The organism is Variovorax sp. P4_B10 (assembly GCF_056402375.1).
This window is the reverse complement of record NZ_JBFUHN010000006.1, coordinates 118,515-138,701: the sequence shown is the minus strand read 5'-3', so window position 1 is coordinate 138,701 and position 20,187 is coordinate 118,515. Positions and strand designations below refer to the sequence as shown.

The following is a 20,187-nucleotide window of genomic DNA, read 5'->3' as shown; positions in this document are numbered from 1 at the left end:
GGCGCCGTGATGATCAGCGAGTTGGTCGACGGATCGGCCTGGATCTGGCCGCCGGTCGAGGGCTGGTTGGCGTTGTTCAGCGGCGCATTGGCGCCGGCCGAGCCACCTTGCCCGTTCATGCTGTTCTGCGTGGCCTGCTGCGCTACAGGACTGTTGCCGGCGGCGCCCGAAGCACCCGGCGCCGTGGACTGCTGGTTCGCCGCCATCGCGGCGCGCAGCGTGGCCGCCAGGCGCACCGCATCGGCGTTCTTCAGGTAGACCACGTAGATGTTGCCGGCCGCGCCGTTGCTGGTCTCGGCGGGTGCGCGGTCGAGCTTGTCGACCAGCGTGCGCACCAGCTGCACCCGTGCAGGATTGGCCGCGCGCATGAGCACCGAGTTGCTGCGCGGATCGGCCAGCAGCGTGGTGCGAAACGATGTGTCTGCGACACCTGCTGCAGCCGGTGTCGCCGCGCCCGAGCCACCGCCGTCGATCATCCGCTGCACCAGCGGGATCAGGTCGGTGGCGATCGCGTGCCTGAGCTGGATGATCTCGATGTCGGACGCATTGGGCACGTCGAGCGCCGCGATGATGCGCGCGAGCCGACGCATGTTGTCGGCGTAGTCGGTGATCACGAGCGAGTTGTTGCCCGGGCTCAGGTTGACGGCGCTGTTCGGTGAAATCAGCGGGCGCAGCACCGGCAAGAGGCTGCTCGGCGACTCGTAGTTGAGCCTGAAGATCTGCGTGACGACCTGGTTGCTGCCCGACGACGACATGGCGCCGATCGACGTGTTGACCGTGTTGCTCAGCAGCCTGGCGCTGGCCTCGGGCACCACCTTGTAGAGGCCGCCGGCCTCCACCACCGCGAAGCTCTGCAGACGCAAGGCCGCGGCGAACTGATCGAAGGCGGCCGTCGGCTGGACCGGGCGGTCGGTGAAGAGGTTCATCGTGCCCTTGACGCTCGGATCGACCACCACATCACGCCCCGTGATCACCGCCATGGTGCGCGCCACGGCCTCGATGTCGGCTTCGTAGAAGTTCAGCGTGATCGGCTCGCTGCGACCGGGCGCCGCCGCGGCTCTGGCCGGTGCGGGAGCCTCTGTGGGCCGTGTCTGGGCAACCGCCTGAAGGGTGACCCGCAGCGACCTGCCCTGTATCTCTGCCGTGTAGAGCGTCGGCTGCCGGAGATTCAAAACCACCCGGCTGCGCTCGCCTGCCTGGACCACGTTGATCGAGCGCAGGTTGGGTTGATTCACTTCGACGGCGGTGCGCCCCACATCGTTGGTGGCGCCAGGAAAGTCGAGTGCGATACGCGCGGGGCTCTGAACCGAAAACCCGCTGGGTACGGCGGCGAGCGGCTGTGCCAGATCGATCTGGATGACCTCGACACCCTGTTGCATCGAACCCGCAACCGCCTTGATCGCGTTTTGCGCATGGGCCATGCCGAAGGCGCTGGCCGCAAGCAGGCTCAAGCCCACGGCACGGACGCGGCGCGCACTCAAGCCGAACGGACCCGCGACCGCGTCGCTCGCGCCTTGCCCGACCCGCTCGATGGGATCGGCGGAAAAAGGGCAAGAGACGGGAGAGCGAAAAGTAGAAAACGCATCATCGATTTTCAAAGACGAAAGACCGGGCTTGGCGGCATGCCGCATGTCGAGAAATGGAGCGAACAGCGAGCCGGCTGCCGTGGTCGCACCGCCCGGCAAATGGCAACCCTCCTCTCAAAACAGAGGGGATAGCGGCAATTCGCAAATGTAACTCAACGTTAAATGCATTATCTTAAGTAACGGCAATGTCGGCAAGCGCGGGTGGGCCGTGGCGCAACACCCGATGGCGTGACGGCCGGGCGCGCAGCAGGCAGCCAGCAGAGCGCGCCCGGGACGCGAATCGCCCCTTCAGCCCTTGCCGCCGCGCCCGGTTTTCTTCGCCGCCGCAACCTTGCGCGCCGGCTTCAGCGACGGTGCTTCGCGCGCGGATTTCATGTGCCCGCTCTCGCCCATCGTCATGCCGATGATCTTCGCAAGCTGCCGGCTCACGCTCACATACGCATGCCCCATGCGGCTGTCGAAGTACAGCGAGTCGCCGCGCGCGAGATGCACCACCTCGCCGTTGTCGAAGTGCACCTCGATCTCGCCCGACAGCACATAGGCGAACTCCTCGCCCGTGTGCCGCACGAAGTCTTCCGGACCGTGGATGCGCCGCGCATGCACCGTACCGACGATGGGGCTCATCTGCTTGCCGGCCGCCGTGGTGCCCAGGAATTCGTAGGCGATCGAAAGGCCGCGATAGACCACACCCTTGCCCGCGCGCGTGACCACCGGCCCGTCGAGCTGCGCGGGCTTGACGCCGGCACCCGCGAACATCGCATTCATGTCCATCTCCAGCGCGCGGCCCAGTGCGGTGAAGTTCTCGTAGCCCAGCGCGAGCTGGCCGCGCTCCGCGCGCGAGATGGTGGTGATCGACACGCCCGAGCGCTCGGCGAGCTGCGCCAGCGTCCAGCCGAAACGCTTGCGCGCGGTGCGCAGGCGGTGACCGAACGTGGTGCGGTCCAGCGTGGGCGGCTCGTCCTTCGGCTTCGTCCCCGGCTTGGTCCCTGTGTGTGGATTCACGCTTGGCTCTCTCTTTGTGGTGCATCGTGATTCTGCCAGTGCAGTGCGCGCCATCCATGCCAACCCGCGTGACTCGGGCCCGGAAATTGCGTATACGCAAATTGCGTTGACGCAAATTTCACCGATGCGGTGCACCATGGTTTCCCCTTGGTGGCCCTGAATTAATTTGCGTATCCGCAAATTTCTTCCTACACTTTTCGCCGATGACTTCCAACACACCAACGCCCGTCGGGGCCGACTACCTTGTGATTGGCGGCGGCATTGCCGGGGCTTCGGTGGCCCATTGGCTCGCGCCGCATGCCCGTGTGATCCTGCTCGAACGCGAAGCCCAGCCGGGCTATCACTCCACCGGCCGCTCGGCCGCGCTCTTCATGGAAAGCTACGGCACGCCGCAGGTGCGCGCCCTCACCATGGCGAGCCGAGCCTTCCTTCAACACCCGCCCGAGGGCTTTGCCGAACACCCGCTGCTCACGCCGCGCGGCGCGATGATGGTCGCCAGCGCGGAACACATGACGGAGCTCGAAGCGCACTGGGAGGTGCTGCGCGCCATGGACACGGGCGCGCAGCGGCTCAGCAGCGAAGAGGCACGCGAGATGGTGCCGGTCCTGCGGCCCGAGCAGGTGGCAGGCGCCGTGTACGAGCCCGACGCGGCCGACATGGATGTGCACGCGATCCACCAGGGCTACCTGCGCGGCATGCGGCAGGCCGGTGGCAAGCTGGTGTGCGATGCCAGCGTGACTGCGATCGAACGCACCGGCGACAACTGGCGCGTGACGGCCGGCGGCAACGTCTATGAAGCGCCGGTGGTGCTCAACGCCGCGGGTGCCTGGGTCGACACCATCGCGGAGCTGGCGGGCGTACGGCCCATCGGCATCGAGCCGCGCCGGCGTTCGGCCTTCATCTTCGCGCCGCCCGAAGGCAGCAGCGTCGCCCACTGGCCCATGGTCTTCGGCGCCGACGAAGGCTGGTACATCAAGCCCGACGCCGGCATGCTGCTCGGCTCGCCGGCCAACGCCGATCCGGTCGAGCCGCAGGACGTGCAGCCCGAGGAGCTGGACATCGCCTTCGCGATCCACCGCATCGAGGAAGCGACCACGCTCACCATCCGCCGCCCCACCCGCACCTGGGCCGGGCTGCGTTCCTTCGTGGCCGACGGCGACCTCGTCGGCGGCTTCGAGCCCGATGCACCCGGCTTCTTCTGGGTGGCGGCGCAAGGCGGCTACGGCATCCAGACCTCGGCGGCGATGGGCGAAGCCTGCGCCGCGCTGGCACGCGGGCTGCCGCTGCCGGAGCGCATCGCGGCCTTCGGGCTGACGGCCGAGATGCTCGGGCCACAGCGCCTCCGCACTGCTGCAGCCGCCTGACAAGAACACTCCCACAACAACCACAGAGACAAACCCATGCGAGTTTTCAGCGCCTCCCTCGCCACCGAGACCAACACCTTCGGCCCGATGCCGACCGGCCTCGCTTCCTTCAAGGACCGTGGCCACTTCCCAGCCGGCAAGCACCCCGATGCGATGACGTTGTTCTCGGGCCCGCTGTGGGCCGCACGCATGCGCGGTGCGGACAAGGGCTGGCAGCTGTTCGAAGGCATGGTGGCCGGGGCCCAGCCCAGCGGCACGACCACGCGCCACGCCTACGAAACGCTGCGCGATGAACTGCTGGCCGACCTGCGCGCGGTGCTGCCGGTCGACATGGTGCTGCTCGGCCTGCACGGCGCGATGGTGGCCGACGGCTACGACGACTGCGAGGGCGATCTGCTGGCGCGCGTGCGCCAGATCGTCGGGCCCGACGTGGTCGTCGGCGCCGAGCTCGATCCGCACAACCACCTCACGCCCGAGATGGTGGCCAACGCCGACCTGATGATCTCCTTCAAGGAATATCCGCACACCGACGTGCTCGAGCGCGGGCTGGAGCTGGTGGACATCTGCGCCGCGATGGTCGAAGGCAAGGTGAAGCCGGTGGCCGCGGTGGTCGACTGCGACATGATCGTCACCGTCCACACCTCGCGCCAGCCGGCACGCGGTTTCGTCGAGCGCATGCAGTCGCTCGAGGGCAAGGACGGCGTGCTGTCGATCTCGCTCACGCACGGCTTCTCGTGGGGCGACGTGCCCGAGATGGGCACCAAGGTGCTGGTCTACACCGATGGCGACCAAGCCAAGGCCGATGCACTGGCCCGACAGCTTGCCGATGAAGTCATCGCCATGCGCGACGGCCTCACGGTCAACTACCCCAGCATCGACGCATCGCTCGACGAGGCGCTGGCCTTCGATGGCGGCCCCGTGGTGCTGTCCGACGGTGCGGACAACCCCGGCGGCGGCGCGGCCAGCGACTCCACCTTCATCCTGCGCCGCATGGTCGAACGCGGCATCACGAACGCGGCCATCGGCCCGATGTGGGACCCGATCGCGGTGCGCATTGCCTTCGATGCAGGCGTGGGCGCCAAGCTCGCGATGCGCATCGGCGGCAAGATCAGCCCGCTCTCGGGCGATCCGATGGACCTCGAATGCACGGTGAAGGCACTGCAGCACGACCTGGTGATGACCGGCCTGGCGGGCACGCCCACGCTGATGGGCGACAGCGCGCTCGTCGAGGCCAACGGCATCGAGATCGTGCTGATCACGCTGCGCAACCAGGCGATGGGCACCGACCTGTTCACCCAGCTCGGTTGTGACCTGGCCGCGAAGAAGATCATTGTCGTGAAGTCGTCGCAGCACTTCTATGCGTCGTATTCCAAGGTCGCGAAGCACGTGATCTATGCCGGCGCACCGGGCGCCGTGACGCTGGACCTCACCACCCTGCCCTACCGCAAGGCCCGCCTGCCCAAGTGGCCCATCGGCATCGCCGCCTGACCCTTTCTTTCGCACCCACCGGAGTACCGACGATGAAACGACGAACGCTTGCAGCCCTTGCATCCTTTGCGGCCCTGGCGCTTTCCGCCGCGTGCCTTCCGGCGCTCGCCCAGACGCCGCCGAAGACGCTCAAGGTGGTGGCGCATGCCGACCTGAAGATTCTCGACCCGACCTTCACCACCGCCTACATCTCGCGCAACTTCGGCTACATGGTCTACGACACGCTGTTCGCGCAGGACGCGAACGGCAAGCCGCAGCCGCAGATGGTCGAGAAGTACACCTCGTCCAAAGACGGCAAGCAGTGGAGCTTCACGCTGCGCGCCGGCCTCAAGTTCTCCGATGGCGCTGCCGTCACCTCGGCCGATGCCATTGCCTCGCTGCAGCGCTGGGCCGCGCGCGACAGCATCGGCCGCGCCATGGTGGCGGGCGGCGCCGAGTGGAAGGCCGTGGATGCGCGCACCTTCACGCTCACGCTCACCGAGCCCTTCGGCCTGGTGATCGACGGGCTGGCCAAGCCCTCGAGCTTTCCGCCGGTGATCCTGCCGGAGCGGCTGGCCAGGATGCCCGCGACCTCGCCGCTGCCCGAGGTGATCGGCTCCGGCCCCTTCATCTTCAAGCGCGACGAATGGGTGCCGGGCAACAAGACGGTGTTCGTGCGCAACCCCAACTACGTGGCGCGCAGCGAGCCGCCCAGCGGCCTGGCCGGCAGCAAGAAGACCACCTTCGACCGCGTCGAATGGCTCTACCTGCCCGACGCCAACAGCGCCATCGCGGCGCTCAAGCGCGGCGAGGTCGACCTCGTGGAGCAAGTGCCGCCCGACTACATCGCGCCGCTGCGCACCGACACGGGCGTGAAAGTCGGCTCCGGCGGCATCTACCAGGGCTTCCTGGTGATGAACCACCTGCTGCCGCCTTTCAACAACCCGAAGGTGCGCCAGGCGCTGCTGCAGGCCGTGAGCCAGGAGCGCTTCGTCGCGGCCATGGGCTACCCGCTGGACATGCGCATGGCCTACTGCCAGACCTTCTTCATCTGCGGCAGCCCCAATGAAACCGGCGCTGGCGCCGACCCGTTCCGCAAGCCCGACGTGGCCAAGGCCAAGAAGATGCTCGCGGACTCGGGCTACAAGGGCGAGAAGGTCACGCTGCTGGTGCCCAGCGACGTCACCTACCTGAACGCCGAGGCGCTGATGGCCGCGCAGACCATGAAGAGCATCGGCATGAACGTCGACGCGCAGACCATGGACTGGGCTTCCATCGGTGCGCGCCGCGCCAAGCGCGATGCGCCCGAGGCCGGCGGCTGGAACATGTACGTCACGGTGGCCGGCGAGTTCGATGTCAACTCGCCGATCACCAACGCGTACCTGAGCGCGGCCTGCGGCAACACGCTGCCCGGCTGGCCCTGCGACAAGCCGCTCGACGACCTGCGCAACGCCTGGCTCAAGGAAACGGTGCCGGCCAAGCGAAAGGAAATCCTCGACGCTTTCCAGACGCGCGCCTACGAAGCGGTGCCGTACATCAACGCGGGCCAGTACTCGGCCGCGTATGCCGCGCGCGCCAGCCTCAAGGGCACCGACAAGCTCTGGGCCGGCATGCCGACGGTCTGGGTGCTCGACAAGTAACCGGCGCCACCGCGGGGCTGCACCATGGGCTACATCCTCCGACGATTTCTCTCGACGCTGCCCGTCATGGCGGTGGTGGCCGTGGTGGTGTTCCTGCTGATCCACCTGTCGCCGGGCGACCCGGCCGCGCTGATCGCGGGCGACCTCGCCTCCGTGGAAGACATCGAGAAGCTGCGTGCCGCGCTGGGCCTGAACCTGCCGCTGTGGCAGCAGTTCGCGATCTGGCTTGGCAAGCTCTTCACCGGCGACCTCGGCACCTCGATCTTCACGCAGGTGCCGGTGGCGCAGCTGCTGGGCCAGCGGCTGGAGCCCACGGTGTCGATCGCCGCGCTCACCATGGCGATCACGCTGGTGGTGGCGGTGCCGCTGGGCACGCTCGCGGCCTACCGCGCGGGCAGCTGGATCGACCGGCTGGTGATGCTGTTCGCGGTGCTCGCGTTCTCGATGCCGGTGTTCCTGGTGGGCTACCTGCTGATCTATGCCTTCGCGATCCAGCTGCCCTGGTTTCCGGTGCAGGGCTACGTGCGCTTCGCGGAAAGCCCGTTCGAATGGCTGCGCGGCCTGGCCCTGCCGTGCGTGAACCTCGCGCTGGTGTACATCGCGCTCGTGACCCGCATGACGCGCGCCACGGTGCTCGAGGTGCTGCACGAGGACTACATCCGCACCGCGCGCGCCAAGGGGCTGGGCGTGCTGCCGGTGCTGGGGCATGCGCTGCGGAATGCAGCCATTCCCATCGCCACCACCATCGGCGTCGGCATCGCGCTCCTGATCGGCGGCGTGGTGGTCACCGAGACGGTGTTCGCCATTCCAGGCGTGGGCCGGCTCGTGATCGATTCGGTGCAGCGCCACGACTATCCGGTGATCCAGAGCGTGCTGCTGCTGTCGGCCGGCGTGTACGTTCTGATCAACCTGCTGATCGACCTGAGCTACCGCCTGTTCGATCCGCGAATCCAGTACTAGATGACCCCATGTCCACCGTACTCCCGATGAGTGAACTCCCACTGCCCGCTGCTCCCGCAGCCGCGGCCGACGACGCGCCTTTCGTACCGCCGCGCTGGCGCTGGGTGCGCAAGCACCCGACGCTCATCGTCGGTGCGCTGCTGTTGATTGCGGTGGCCGCGCTCTCCATTGCCGCGCCCTGGATCGCCACCCACGACCCGCAGGACATCGACCCGCTCGCGCGCATGCAGCCGCCGTCCGCCGAGCACTGGTTCGGCACCGACGCGCTGGGCCGTGACGTGTTCAGCCGCGCCGTGTGGGGCGGGCAGGTGTCGATGATCGTGGGCGCCTCGGTCGCACTGCTGGCCACGGTCTTCGGCGTGCTGATCGGCCTGTTCGCGGGCTTCGTGCGCTGGGCCGACGGGCCGGTGATGCGCGTGATGGACGGGCTCATGGCCATCCCCGGCATCCTGCTGGCCATCGCATTGATGGCCGTGACGCGCGCCAGCCTCACGACGGTGATCGTCGCCATCACGGTGCCCGAGATTCCGCGCGTGGTGCGGCTGGTGCGTTCGCTGGCGCTCACGCTGCGCGAGCAGCTGTACGTGGAGGCTGCGCATGCCGTGGGCACGCGGCTGCCGGTCATCTTGTTCCGCCACGTGCTGCCCAACATGGTGGCGCCGCTGATCGTGCAATCGACCTTCGTGGCGGCCGCTGCGGTGCTGACCGAAGCGGCGCTCTCCTTCCTCGGCGTGGGCGTGCCCGCGCAGACGCCGAGCTGGGGCAACATGATGGCCGAGGGCCGCAACTTCGTGGCGGTGGCGTTCCACATCATCCTGTACCCGGGGCTGCTGCTGGCGGCCACGGTGCTGGCGATCAACCTGCTCGGCGACGGCCTGCGCGATGCGCTCGACCCACGCCTGGCACGGCAACTGTGAGAACGCCATGACGCCCCCTACCCCGATGTCCCACATCGCCCTCGCGCCCGGCGAGCCGCTGCTCGAAGTCGACAACCTGCGCACGTACTTCCACACGCTGGCCGGCGTGGTGCGTTCGGTCGATGGCGTCTCGTACACGGTGCGCGCGGGCCGCACGCTCGGCGTGGTCGGCGAATCGGGCTGCGGCAAGAGCGTGACCGCGCTCTCGATCCTGCGGCTGGTGCCCACGCCGCCGGGCCGCCACATGGGCGCCGTGCGGCTGCGCGGCACCGACCTGATGCAGCTCAGCGAACGCGAGATGCGGCAGATTCGCGGCAACCGCATCTCGATGATCTTCCAGGAGCCGATGACCTCGCTGAACCCGGTGCTCACCGTGGGCCGGCAGATCGCGGAGACGGTGCAGCTGCACCAGAAGGCCAGCCGCGCCGAGGCGATGCAGCGCGCGGTGGAGATGCTGCGCGTGGTGCAGATCCCGGAGCCCGAGCGGCGCGTGAACGAGTACCCGCACCAGCTCTCGGGCGGCATGCGCCAGCGCGTGATGATCGCGCTGGCCCTGGCCTGCAACCCCGAGGTGCTGATCGCCGACGAACCCACCACCGCGCTCGACGTGACCATCCAGGCGCAGATCCTCGACCTCATCCGGCGGCTGCAGAAGGAACTGGGCATGGGCGTGGTGATGATCACGCACGACCTCGGCGTGGTGGCCGAGAGCTGCGACCGCGTGGTCGTGATGTATGCCGGGCGCAAGGTGGAGGAGGCCGATGTGATCGACCTGTTCGACCGGCCGCTGCATCCCTACACGCGCGCGCTGATGGCCTCGATGCCGTCGATGAACACGGCGAGCACGCGGCTCGCGGAGATTCCGGGGCTGGTGCCCGCCGCGCACGAGCTGGGGCGCGGCTGCGCCTTCGCCGCACGCTGCAGCCACGCGCGCGAACGCTGCCGCAACGAGACGCCGCAGCTCACGCAGCAAGGCGGCGACCACGTGGTGGCCTGCTTCGCGGTCGAAGAACAATGGGCCGATGCAGCCGAGGTGACCGCATGACGACAACCGCAGCCCCGCTGCTCCAGGTGCGCAACCTGCGCAAGCACTACATCTCGCCCAAGCGCTGGCTGCGGCCGGCGAAGCCCGCGATCCAGGCGGTCGATGGCGTTTCGTTCTCGGTCGCCCGCGGCGAAACGCTGTCGCTGGTCGGCGAATCGGGCTGCGGCAAGACGACGACTGCCAAGTCGGTCATGCGGCTGGTCGAGCCGACCTCGGGCTCGGTCGAGCTCGAAGGCGAAGAGTTGCTGACGCTTTCTTCCAACGAGATGCGGCTGCGCAGGCGCCAGTTGCAGATCATCTTCCAGGACCCGTATGCCTCGCTGAACCCGCGCCTGACGGCTGGCGACATCGTGGCCGAGCCCATGCGTAATTTCGGCAACTTCGGCGCGGGTGCGGCGGCCGAGCGGCGCGAGCGTGTGCAGTGGCTGTTCTCGCGTGTCGGCCTGCGGCCCGAGGCGGCGAAGAAATTTCCGCACGAGTTCTCGGGCGGGCAGCGGCAGCGGCTGGGCATTGCGCGTGCGCTGGCGTTGAACCCGAAGCTGATCGTCTGCGACGAGCCGGTGTCGGCCCTCGACGTGTCGGTGCAGGCGCAGGTGGTGAACCTGTTGATGGACCTGCAGGCGGAGCTGGGCATTGCGTACCTCTTCGTCGCGCACGACCTCGCGGTGGTACGGCACATCAGCCATCGCGTGGCGGTGATGTACCTCGGGCACATCGTCGAGATTGCGGACCGCGACACGCTGTTCTCGGCGCCGCGCCATCCGTACACGGAGATCCTGCTGTCGGCCGTGCCCGTGCCGAACCCGCGCACGCCCGCACGCCGCCTGCTGCTGCAGGGCGATCCGCCGAGCCCGGCCAATCCGCCCTCGGGCTGCCGCTTCCACACCCGCTGCCCCATGGCGCAGGCCGTGTGCAAGGAGAAGACGCCCGAGCTGGCCGAGCGGCCCTCCTCCTCGAACGGCGGCCACTGGGTCGCCTGCCACTTCCGTTGAAGAAGGAAATCCGATGACCGACAAGACACCCCACTACGACCTGCTGATCCGCGGCGGCACCGTGATCGACGGCACCAAGGCGCCGCGCTTCGATGCCGACGTGGGCATCGTGAACGGCCGCATCGCCGCCATCGGCCAGCTCACGGGCCACACGGCCGGGCAGACCCTCGACGCCACGGGCCGCATCGTCGCGCCCGGCTTCATCGATTCGCACACGCACGACGACCAGGCCGTGCTGTCGCAGGCGCAGATGCCCTTCAAGGTGTCGCAGGGCGTGACGACGGTGGTGGCGGGCAACTGCGGCATCAGCGCCGCGCCGCTGCGCGCCGACATGGATCTGCCGATGCCGTTGAGCCTGCTCGAATCGCCCGCGGAAGGCCGCTTCACCACCTTCGCGGCGTACCTCGACGCGCTGCGCGCCACGCCGTCGTCGGTGAACGTGGCGGCGATGGTGGGCCATTCGACCTTGCGCGCCGTGGTCATGTCCGACCTCGACCGCCCCGCGAACGACACAGAGATCGCCGCGATGCAGGCGCTGGTCGAAGAGGCGATGCAGGCCGGCGCGATCGGTCTGTCGACCGGCACCTTCTATCCGCCGGCCGTGAAGGCGACGACCGAAGAAATCATCGAGGTCGGCCGCCCGCTCACCTCGCGCAAGGCGCTCTACGTGACCCACATGCGCGACGAGAGCGATCACGTGATGGAGTCGTTGGAAGAAACCTTCCACATCGGCCGCGCGCTCAACATTCCGGTGGTGGTGTCGCACCACAAGGTGCAGAACACGCAGAACTTCGGCAAGACCAAGGTCACGCTGCCCTTCATCAAGGAAGCGATGCAGCACCAGTGCATCGGGCTCGATTGCTACCCCTACACGGCCGGCTCCACCATGATCCGCACCGACCGCGGCATGATGGAAGGCCGCGTGCTGATCGCATCGAGCGTGCCGCACCCCGAATGCGCGGGCCGCGACCTGAAGGACATCGCGGCCGAATGGGGCGTGTCGGGCGAAGAGGCGGCCAAGCGCCTGCAGCCAGGCAGCGCAATCTATTTCATGATGGACGAGGACGATGTGCAGCGCGTCCTCGCCTTCGATGAAACCATGATCGGCTCCGACGGCATTCCGCTCGGGGAGAAGCCGCATCCGCGCCTGTGGGGCACCTTCCCGCGCGTGCTGGGCCACTACAGCCGCGATATCGGCCTGTTCCCGCTGGAGACGGCCGTGTGGAAGATGACCGGGCTCACGGCGCGCAACTTCGGCCTGCACGAGCGCGGCACCCTGAAGCCGGGCCACCACGCCGACGTGGTGATCTTCAATGCCGCCACGGTGCGCGACACCGCGAACTACGAAACACCGACGCAGCCGGCCGAAGGCATCGACGCGGTGATCGTGAATGGCGCCCTCACCTGGCAGCATGGCGTGCACAGCGGTGCGCGCAACGGGCAGGTGATCACCCGGCAATCCTGACGACGCGCCGCGGCGAGCGGTGAAACAATGGGCCATTCCCACCACCCTTCCCGCGCGCCGCACGCGCCACCGCCATGCAAGCCATTGCCGGAACCCAGGCCTCCGAAGCCGCCATCGTCGCTGCCGCCCAGGCCCTGCGCCAGGACGCCGTGCGGATGCTCGGCGAGCTCGTCGCGCATCCCTCGCTGCTGGGCAATGAGCAGGGTGCGCAGGCCTGCATGGCCGACACCTTCACCGCACTGGGGCTGCAGGTGCACCAGTTCCAGATCGACGAAGAAAAGATCCGCGCGCACCCGGGCTATTCGCCTTCGATCGTGCCGTACGACGGACGCACGAACGTGGTGGGCATCCACCAGCCGGTCGGTCCGTCCAAGGGCAAGTCGCTGATCTTCAACGGGCACATCGACGTGGTGCCGACCGGCGCCCCCGCACTCTGGACGCATCCGCCCTTCGAGCCCTTCATCGAAGGCGACCGGCTGCACGGACGCGGCGCCTGCGACATGAAGGCGGGCATCGTGGCCTACACGATGGCCTACAAGGCGCTGCGGTCGCTCGGGCTCGAGCCGGCTTCGCCGGTGTACTTCCAGTCGGTGGTCGAAGAGGAATGCACGGGCAACGGCGCGCTGGCCTGCCTTGTCGAGGGCTACCGGGCCGACGCCGCCATCATTCCCGAACCGCTGGGCGGCATCATGACCTGCCAGCTGGGCGTGCTGTGGCTGGCCATCGAGGTGCTGGGCAAGCCGGTGCATGCCTCGGTCGCGCAGACCGGCGTGGGCGCGATCGATTTCTCGCTCTACCTGTTCGCCGAGCTGAAGAAGCTGGAAGCGCGCTGGAACGAGCCTTCGGCGCGCTACCGCTGCTATGCGCACCATGCGCACCCTGTGAATTTCAACCTCGGCAAGATCCAGGGTGGCGAATGGGCCTCGTCGGTGCCGTCCGCCTGCCGCAGCGACATTCGCATCGGCTTCTATCCCGACATGCGCGTGGCGCAGGCCAAGGCGGAAGTCGAAGCCGTGCTGGCCGCCGCCCATGCCGCACACCCGGCGCATGAGAGCCTGAGCTACAGGATCGTCTACGAAGGCTTCCAGGCCGACGGCTGCGAGGTGGACCTGAACGAGCCGGTGGTGACCACGCTGTCGAAGTGCCACGAGGACATCGTCGGCAAGACGCTGGAGCCGCAGGCCTTCACCGGGACCACCGACGCGAAATTCTTCAACCTCTACGGCAACACGCCCGCCATCTGCTACGGCCCGGCGGGCAGCAGCATTCACGGCATCGACGAGTGGGTGTCGATCGACAGCATGATGGAAGTCGCCGCGGTGCTGGCGGTGTTCATGGCGCGCTGGTGCGGCCTCAACCGGCTGGCGTGAACGAAAGAACGAAGGCCGGCGCGCGCTAGTCGGGCGCGTTCATCACGCGGTCGRATTCCTCGTCTGCAGGCACGTTGTCGGCGTCGAGTTCGCTGGCATCGGTGAGATCGATGCCCGTCTCTTCCGACAGGTCGTCGGAGACTTCGCTGTCGGTTTCCTCGAAATCGTCGGCTGGCGTGTTGTCGTCGTCATCGTCGTCGGATGACGAAGCGGAACGCGCGGTGGCGTCGACGTGAATCATGATCGGCTCCTGGACTGAAAAAATGCTGAACGGCCCCCTATGGTGCGCCTGTTTCGGCCATTCCGGTTCATCCGATCGGCAGCGTCGGTGTCGGAAAGTTTCCCGCCCTGCCGCCGCAGCCCCCTCTGGGCGCCTGGGCGTCAGTCCTTGTGCACGTGGCCGGGCTGGCCGTGGCCCTCGTCGTGGCCATGGTCATGCTCGCCGTGGGCCAGCCGGCTCACCAGCGTGACGAGCACGATGCCCGCGACCAGCCACAGGATCTGCGCGGCGGTCTGGCGGGCCGGCAGGCGTTTTTGCAGCTGGGGAATCAGGTCGGCCAGCGCCACGTAGACGAAACTGCTGCCGGCCAGCACCAGGAAGTACGGCAGCCAGCCGTGCAGCTGGTCGACCAGCCACCAGCCGGCGATGCCGCCGAGCATCGTCATGGTGCCTGCGAGCGAGACCTTGATGAGGGCTGCGCGCTGGTTGGCCGAGCTCTGGCGCAGCACCACCAGGTCGCCGATGTGGTGCGGAACCTCGTGCGCGAGCACCGCGATGGCCGCCACCAGGCCGAGGCGCAGGTCGGCGATGAAGGCCGAGGCGATCAGGATGCCGTCGCCGAAGCAGTGCACGCTGTCGCCGGTGAGCACGGCCCAGCCACCACCGCCGGTGGGCGTGTGGCTGTGGGCATGGACGTGCGAATGGCCGTGGTCATGGCCGTGGTCGTGCCCGGCGTGCGCATCGTCCTTCTTGTCGCCGTCGCCTTCGCCGTGATGGTGTTCGTGGCCGTGGTGCCACAGCTCGGCCTTGTCGAGCAGGAAGAAGAACACCAGCCCGAACAGCAGCACGGCGAACAGCAGCGCGGGCTCGATGCGGCTTTCGAAGGCCTCGGGCAGCAGATGCATGAAGGCGGTGGCAAGCAGCGCACCCGCCGCCAGGCTCAGCAGGTGCTGCGGGTTCACGCCGCCGGCGCCGCTTCGCACGCCCACCCGCAGCAGCAACGCCGCCAGCCAGACGCTTCCGATGCCGGCGACCAGGGTCGCCGCGATGATGACTATCAAATTCATAGCTGCTTGCGCAAGAGGGGCGGCCGTCAGGACCGCATACCGTTCATAAAAAGAGAAAGGCCGTCACGGGGACGGCCTTCGGCGGGGTGGCTACAGGGCGCCGTCTTCAGGCGACGCCATTGGCTTTGAACCAGGCCGTGGCGCGCTGCCAGCCGTCGTCCGCCGCGCTCTTGACATAGCTGGGGCGGTAGTCGGCATGGAACGCGTGGCCTGCTTCGGGATACACGACGAAGCTCGATGCCTTGGCGGCCGGAGTCCCGGTGGCCAGAGCAGCTTTCATCTTATCAACCGTGTCAAGGGGGATGCCCTGGTCTTTTCCGCCGTAGAGGCCGAGCACCGGCGCCTGCAGGCTGGCAGCGACGTCGATAGGGTGCCTGGGCTGCAGTTGGCTGGCCTGCCCGACCAGCCGGCCGTACCAGGCCACGCCGGCCTTGACCTTGCCGGTGGCGGCATAAAGCCAGACGAAGCGCCCGCCCCAGCAGAAGCCGGTGATGCCGGCCTTGCTCGTGTCGCCGCCGTTGGCCTTGGCATAGGCCAGGGCGCCGTCGAGGTCGGCGATGACCTGCGCATCGGGTACCTTGCTGACGATGTCGGCCTGCAGCTTCGGGATGTCGGTGTAGCCGCGCGGATCGCCCTGGCGCGCATAGAGCTCGGGCGCAATGGCAAGGTAGCCGAGCTGGGCGAAGCGGCGGCAGGTGTCGGCGATGTATTCGTGCACGCCAAAGATTTCCTGGACCACCAGGACCACCGGCAGGCCGGTCTCGCCGGCCGGTGCGGCCGCATAGGCGGGCACGTCGAAGCCGTTGACGGTGTACTTGACGGGGCCGGCCCTCAGGCCTTCGGCCGAGGTGGCAATGGCGGTCTGCGCCATCACCGGCATGACGGCGGCTGCATAGCCGACACCGATGGCGGCCTTGAGCGCGGTGCGGCGCGTGGCGCCCTGCTCGGTGCTCTCGCCGGGGCGAAGCGAATCGAAGTCGGAACGGCTGTCGTCGAGTACGGACATATGAAAGGCTCCAGTTGAATCGTCGGACAAGGGGCGTTGCGCGAAAAACGCACGCCGCAATGTAGGCGAAATCGACTCAGGGCCTTATGACCCGAAATTCGGTGGGGTTGGCGCTGCGCCGCCGTAGGCCCGGCGGGCCAGCGCCGCGGCCAGCACCTGCGCCGGATCGACCAGGCTCAGGCCGGCCACCGCGGCCGAGCCCTGCAGGCCCAGCGGCACCTCGGTGCAGCCCATGATGATGGTGACGGCGCCGTGGCGCTCGGCAAGCCGCAGCGCGACTTGCGAGAAGCATTGCTCGGCGAGCGGCATGTTGCCGGCCTTCACCCCGTCGAAGATGCCGCGCATGATGGTCTGGCGCTCGTCGGCCAGCGGCACGTGGCAGCCAAGCCCGGCTTCGGCCAGCGCCTGTTCGTAGAGCCGCACGCGGTAGGTGCCCTCGGTGGCCATCAGCGCCACTTCCGTCGCGCCCTGCGCTGCCAGTTGCTGCGCGGTCTCGCGCGCCATGTGCAGCAGCTCGACCTGCGGAAATCGCTCCTGCAGGCTGGCGTGCCAGGCATGCGCCGTGTTGCAGGCGATGGCCACGGCTCGGCTGCCGAGCGCGGCCAGCCGGCCCAGCGCCTGCAGCATCGGCTCGAGCGGCTGGTGCGCGCCGCTGTCGGTCGAAGCCAGCGCGCCGGTGCGGTCGGGCACCGGCACCTGCGCGAGCCAGTGCTCGGGAAAGGACTGGTCGCGCACCGGCTCGCCGCGCGCACGCATCTGCTGCGCGCAGGCCTGCACGAAGAGCCGGACGAAGTCGGCGCCCGCAGCGGGGCCCATGCCCCCGAGGATGCCGACGACCTGCGTTGCTGCGACCATGTCTTTTCTCTCTGTGCGGCCTGGATCAGGTCGCTGGCTTGTCGCTGAAGGCCTTGAGGTTTTCCTTGAGCTGATCGCTCATCGGCAGGTTCAGCGGCGCATTCTTCGGCGGGATCGGCTGCATGAACCACTTGGTGTAGAGCTTCTCGAACTCACCGCTCTTCATCATGCCGATGAAGGTGTCGTCCACCAGCTTCTTGAAGGCCGGGTCGTCCTTGGGCAGCATGCAGGCGTAGGGCTCGACCTGCAGCGATTCGCCCACCACTTCGTAGTCGGCCGGGTTCTTCGAGTTGGCGATCAGGCCGAACAGCAGGATGTCGTCCATCGCGAAGGCCACGGCGCGGTCGCTCTCGACCAGCAGGAAGGCATCGGCGTGGTCCTTGCCGAGCACGATGTCCATGCCGAGGTTCTTCTCGGTGTTGTACTTGCGCATGACCAGCGCATTGGTGGTGCCGGTGGTGCTGGCCACGGTCTTCTTCGCGAGGTCGGCGTAGTCCTTGATCTTGGACGACTTCTTGGTCAGCAGGCGCGTGCCGGTGTAGAAGTGGTTGACCGCGAAGGCCACGTCCTTGCCGCGCGCGGAGTTGTTGGTGGTGGATCCGCATTCCAGGTCGATGGTGCCGTTGGTGATCAGCGGAATGCGGTTCTGCGAGGTGACCGCCATCAGCGAGACCTGCAGGTTGGGCTTGTTCAGCTTCTTCTTCACCGCCTCGACCACGGCGTTGGAGAGTTCCACCGAGAACCCGATCGGCTTGTTGGGGCCGTCGAGGTAGCTGAAGGGCACCGACGACTCGCGGTAGGCGAGCGTGATCTTGCCGGACTCGGCGATCTTGGCCAGCGTGTCGGCGGCCTGGGCGCCGGTGGCGGTGAAGAGCACCGCGGCAACCATGGATGCCATCAAAACGGAGAGTTTCATTCGAGCCTTCATTCGGTTGGATTGAACAGACAGCCAGTGTAAGAAGGAGTGACTCGGCGCGACAATTCCAAATAACCCCGGGGTCATGCCCAAAGGTTATGGGCCGGGGTTCTTTTGGCATTTCCGGGTGGCGCGGCCCGCCTCTACAGTCGAAGCCGTCTCTTCTTCACTCCCGGAAAGTTGCCTTCATGCATGTGTGTGTGCTCGGTGCCGGCATCGTGGGCCTGGCCACCGCCTGGCAACTCGAACGCCAGGGCCACCAGGTCACTGTGATCGACCGCGCGGCCCCCGGTGCCGGTGCGAGCGGCGGCAACGGCGCGCAGCTCAGCTACTCGTACGTGCAGCCGCTGGCCGATCCGTCGATCTGGAAGCAGTTGCCCAAGCTGCTGCTCTCGCCCACCTCGCCGCTGAAGCTGCGGCCGCAGCTCGACCCGCTGCAATGGCGCTGGGGACTGGCCTTCCTGGCAGCCTGCAATGCCCAGGCTTCGCGCAACACCACGGCGCAGCTGCTGGCGCTGGCGGCGTCGAGCCGCACCGAGTTCGAGGCGATGCAGGCCGACATCGCGCCCGATTGCGACTTCTCCGCCACCGGCAAGCTGGTGCTCTGTGCAAGCACGGCATCGCTCGAGGGGGCGCGCGCGCAGGTCGAGCTGCAGCGCACCATGGGCAGCGAGCAGCGCATCGTCACGCCCGACGAGTGCGTCGACATCGAACCCGCATTGGCGAGCTACCGCGGCCAGATGGCGGGCGCGGTCTACACCCCGAGCGAATGCGCGGCCGACTGCCTCAAGGTGTGCGCCGAGCTGATGCGCTCGCTCAGCGCACGCGGGGTGCGCTTTCTGCTCGGCACCGACGTGCATGGCTTCGCGCGCAGCGAAGGCCGGGTGGTGGCGGTGAACACCAGCGAAGGCGACATCGAGGCCGACGCCTTCGTGATGGCGCTGGGCTCGGCCTCGCACAAGCTCGGGCGTGCGCTGGGCGCCTACCTGCCGGTGTATCCGCTCAAGGGCTACAGCATCACGGTGGAGGTCGATCCTTCGCCCGGTGCGGCGCCGACCGTGAACGTGACCGACAGTGCGCGCAAGGTGGTGTTCGCGCGCATCGGCTCGCGCCTGCGGGTGGCCGGCATGGCCGAACTCGTGGGGCACGACGCGAGCATCCCGGCCACGCGCATCGAGACGCTGGCAGCCGCCACGCGCGCCCTCTTCCCGCATGCAAGCCGGCTGGAAGCGCTGCACCCCTGGACCGGCATGCGGCCGGCCACGCCGAAAGGGCTGCCGATCATCGGCCGGCTGGCAAGCGCACCGTCGAACATGCTGTTCAACACGGGGCATGGGGCGCTGGGTTTCACGCTGGCCTTCGGCTCGGCGCTGAAGATCGCCCAGGCGCTGCGCGCCTGAGGCCTGCCTGCCTACATCTCTTCCTGGATCGCCTGCTGCATGCAGCGCGTGATGCCGCGCACGGCCACCGAGTCGGGCCGGCCGGTGAAGCGCAGCGCACGGATCGGCACCGGGATGTGTGGCTCGAGCGTCAGCACATCGACCTTCTCGCGGTCCGCCGAACGCGCCGTGCAGCCATCGACCAGCGCCACGCCCAGCCCGTGGTGCGCCATGGCCAGCGCCGCGTGATAAGTCTGCACCGTCACCACCGCCTGCTGGAACCCGACGCCGGCCTGCCGGCAGGCCTGGCTCAGGCTGGTGCCGACAGGGTCGCGGCTGTCGAGGCCGATCACCGGCCGGTCGACCAGGTCGTGCAGCGCCACCGAGCCGTTGCGCACCAGCGCGCGCGGCAGCATGCCCCTGGGCGCGACGCACACCATGCGGCTGTCGGCCAGCGTCTCCTGCGTGAGCGAGGGATGCACCGCGGGACTGAAGGCGAACCCCACGTCGGCCTCCTGCAGCAGCAGGGCCGACATGATCTGCGGCGAATGCAGCGACTCGACGGTGATTGCATAGCCCGGATGCTTTTCGCGAAAGGCCTTGATCGCGCGCGGCAGGATCTCGTAGCTCAGCGCAAGCACGCTGAGGATGCGCAGCTCGCCCGTGTCGCTGCCGGCGCGCAGGTTGGCCGCGAGCCGCTGCACCTCGTCAAGCTGCGCGAACAGCCGCTCGATGTGCGGGTACAGCGTGAGCGCCTCGGTGGTCGGCGTGAGCCGGCCCTTGGCGCGCTGGAACAGCGGAAAACCCAACTGAAGCTCGGCATGCTGCAGGGTGCGGCTCACCGCCGGCTGCGTGATGTTGATGAGCCGCGCCGCCGCGCTCACGCTGCCCGTGAGCATGATCGCGTTGAAGACCTCGATGTGGCGCAGCCGCATG

General features: G+C 68.0%; 18 protein-coding genes. 10 read left to right on the top strand and 8 right to left on the bottom strand.

What is annotated here, in order from left to right; genetic code table 11:
• Nucleotides 1-1,421: secretin N-terminal domain-containing protein (locus AC1DXX_RS05355; RefSeq protein WP_478133129.1), on the bottom strand; the 1,421-nt coding region annotated here is incomplete at its 3' end.
• A gap of 453 nt (nt 1,422-1,874) precedes the next feature.
• A complete protein-coding gene (locus tag AC1DXX_RS05350; RefSeq protein WP_478133127.1) occupies nt 1,875-2,588 on the bottom strand; it encodes a helix-turn-helix domain-containing protein in 714 nt (237 codons plus the stop codon).
• Nucleotides 2,589-2,791: 203 nt separating this feature from the next.
• On the opposite strand from AC1DXX_RS05350, the gene AC1DXX_RS05345 reads away from it, so the two are divergent.
• From AC1DXX_RS05345 to AC1DXX_RS05305, 9 genes are all read left to right on the top strand, one after another.
• Nucleotides 2,792-3,952: an NAD(P)/FAD-dependent oxidoreductase gene (locus AC1DXX_RS05345; RefSeq protein ID WP_478133126.1), complete on the top strand. Its 1,161-nt coding sequence runs from the start codon at nt 2,792-2,794 to the stop codon at nt 3,950-3,952.
• Between the two features lie 36 nt (nt 3,953-3,988).
• Nucleotides 3,989-5,440 (top strand): M81 family metallopeptidase, encoded by a 1,452-nt coding sequence (locus AC1DXX_RS05340; RefSeq protein WP_478133125.1) that lies wholly within the window; start codon nt 3,989-3,991, stop codon nt 5,438-5,440.
• A 32-nt stretch (nt 5,441-5,472) separates the two neighbouring features.
• Complete coding sequence (locus AC1DXX_RS05335; protein ID WP_478133124.1) at nt 5,473-7,059, top strand: ABC transporter substrate-binding protein; 1,587 nt, start codon at nt 5,473-5,475, stop codon at nt 7,057-7,059.
• Between the two features lie 24 nt (nt 7,060-7,083).
• The gene (locus AC1DXX_RS05330) at nt 7,084-8,019 is read left to right on the top strand and encodes an ABC transporter permease (RefSeq protein ID WP_478133123.1); all 936 of its coding nucleotides are present in this window, start codon (nt 7,084-7,086) and stop codon (nt 8,017-8,019) included.
• Nucleotides 8,020-8,045: 26 nt separating this feature from the next.
• Nucleotides 8,046-8,936: an ABC transporter permease gene (locus AC1DXX_RS05325; RefSeq protein ID WP_478133122.1), complete on the top strand. Its 891-nt coding sequence runs from the start codon at nt 8,046-8,048 to the stop codon at nt 8,934-8,936.
• A gap of 7 nt (nt 8,937-8,943) precedes the next feature.
• Nucleotides 8,944-9,981, top strand: a complete 1,038-nt coding sequence (locus tag AC1DXX_RS05320; protein WP_478133121.1) for an ABC transporter ATP-binding protein — start codon at nt 8,944-8,946, stop codon at nt 9,979-9,981.
• Nucleotides 9,978-10,973 (top strand): ABC transporter ATP-binding protein, encoded by a 996-nt coding sequence (locus AC1DXX_RS05315; RefSeq protein WP_478133120.1) that lies wholly within the window; start codon nt 9,978-9,980, stop codon nt 10,971-10,973. Before AC1DXX_RS05320 ends, AC1DXX_RS05315 begins: the two co-directional genes overlap by 4 nt.
• A gap of 13 nt (nt 10,974-10,986) precedes the next feature.
• Nucleotides 10,987-12,438, top strand: coding sequence for an N-acyl-D-amino-acid deacylase family protein (locus AC1DXX_RS05310; protein WP_478133119.1), 1,452 nt, complete (start codon nt 10,987-10,989; stop codon nt 12,436-12,438).
• A gap of 74 nt (nt 12,439-12,512) precedes the next feature.
• On the top strand, nt 12,513-13,808 hold the full coding sequence (locus AC1DXX_RS05305; protein ID WP_478133118.1) for an ArgE/DapE family deacylase: 1,296 nt from the start codon (nt 12,513-12,515) through the stop codon (nt 13,806-13,808).
• Between the two features lie 25 nt (nt 13,809-13,833).
• Here AC1DXX_RS05305 and AC1DXX_RS05300 read toward each other — a convergent pair whose 3' ends face one another.
• The 5 genes from AC1DXX_RS05300 to AC1DXX_RS05280 all read right to left on the bottom strand — a co-directional run bounded on the left by AC1DXX_RS05300 (nt 13,834) and on the right by AC1DXX_RS05280 (nt 17,872).
• Nucleotides 13,834-14,049, bottom strand: a complete 216-nt coding sequence (locus tag AC1DXX_RS05300; RefSeq protein WP_478133117.1) for a hypothetical protein — start codon at nt 14,047-14,049, stop codon at nt 13,834-13,836.
• 140 nt (nt 14,050-14,189) lie between these two features.
• Entirely contained in the window at nt 14,190-15,095 is a 906-nt protein-coding gene (locus AC1DXX_RS05295; RefSeq protein WP_478133116.1) for a ZIP family metal transporter, read from the bottom strand.
• Nucleotides 15,096-15,201: 106 nt separating this feature from the next.
• Nucleotides 15,202-16,101, bottom strand: coding sequence for a dienelactone hydrolase family protein (locus AC1DXX_RS05290; protein WP_478133115.1), 900 nt, complete (start codon nt 16,099-16,101; stop codon nt 15,202-15,204).
• 84 nt (nt 16,102-16,185) lie between these two features.
• Nucleotides 16,186-16,956: an aspartate/glutamate racemase family protein gene (locus AC1DXX_RS05285; RefSeq protein ID WP_478133114.1), complete on the bottom strand. Its 771-nt coding sequence runs from the start codon at nt 16,954-16,956 to the stop codon at nt 16,186-16,188.
• A gap of 25 nt (nt 16,957-16,981) precedes the next feature.
• Nucleotides 16,982-17,872 carry a transporter substrate-binding domain-containing protein gene (locus AC1DXX_RS05280; protein ID WP_478133113.1) on the bottom strand — a complete coding sequence of 297 codons (891 nt, stop codon included), beginning with the start codon at nt 17,870-17,872 and terminating at the stop codon, nt 16,982-16,984.
• Between the two features lie 188 nt (nt 17,873-18,060).
• On the opposite strand from AC1DXX_RS05280, the gene AC1DXX_RS05275 reads away from it, so the two are divergent.
• Nucleotides 18,061-19,272: a D-amino acid dehydrogenase gene (locus tag AC1DXX_RS05275; protein WP_478133112.1), complete on the top strand. Its 1,212-nt coding sequence runs from the start codon at nt 18,061-18,063 to the stop codon at nt 19,270-19,272.
• Between the two features lie 11 nt (nt 19,273-19,283).
• Here the strand turns inward: AC1DXX_RS05275 and AC1DXX_RS05270 are convergent, their stop codons facing one another.
• Nucleotides 19,284-20,186: a LysR family transcriptional regulator gene (locus tag AC1DXX_RS05270; protein ID WP_478133111.1), complete on the bottom strand. Its 903-nt coding sequence runs from the start codon at nt 20,184-20,186 to the stop codon at nt 19,284-19,286.
• Between the last annotated feature and the right edge of the window lies 1 nt (nt 20,187).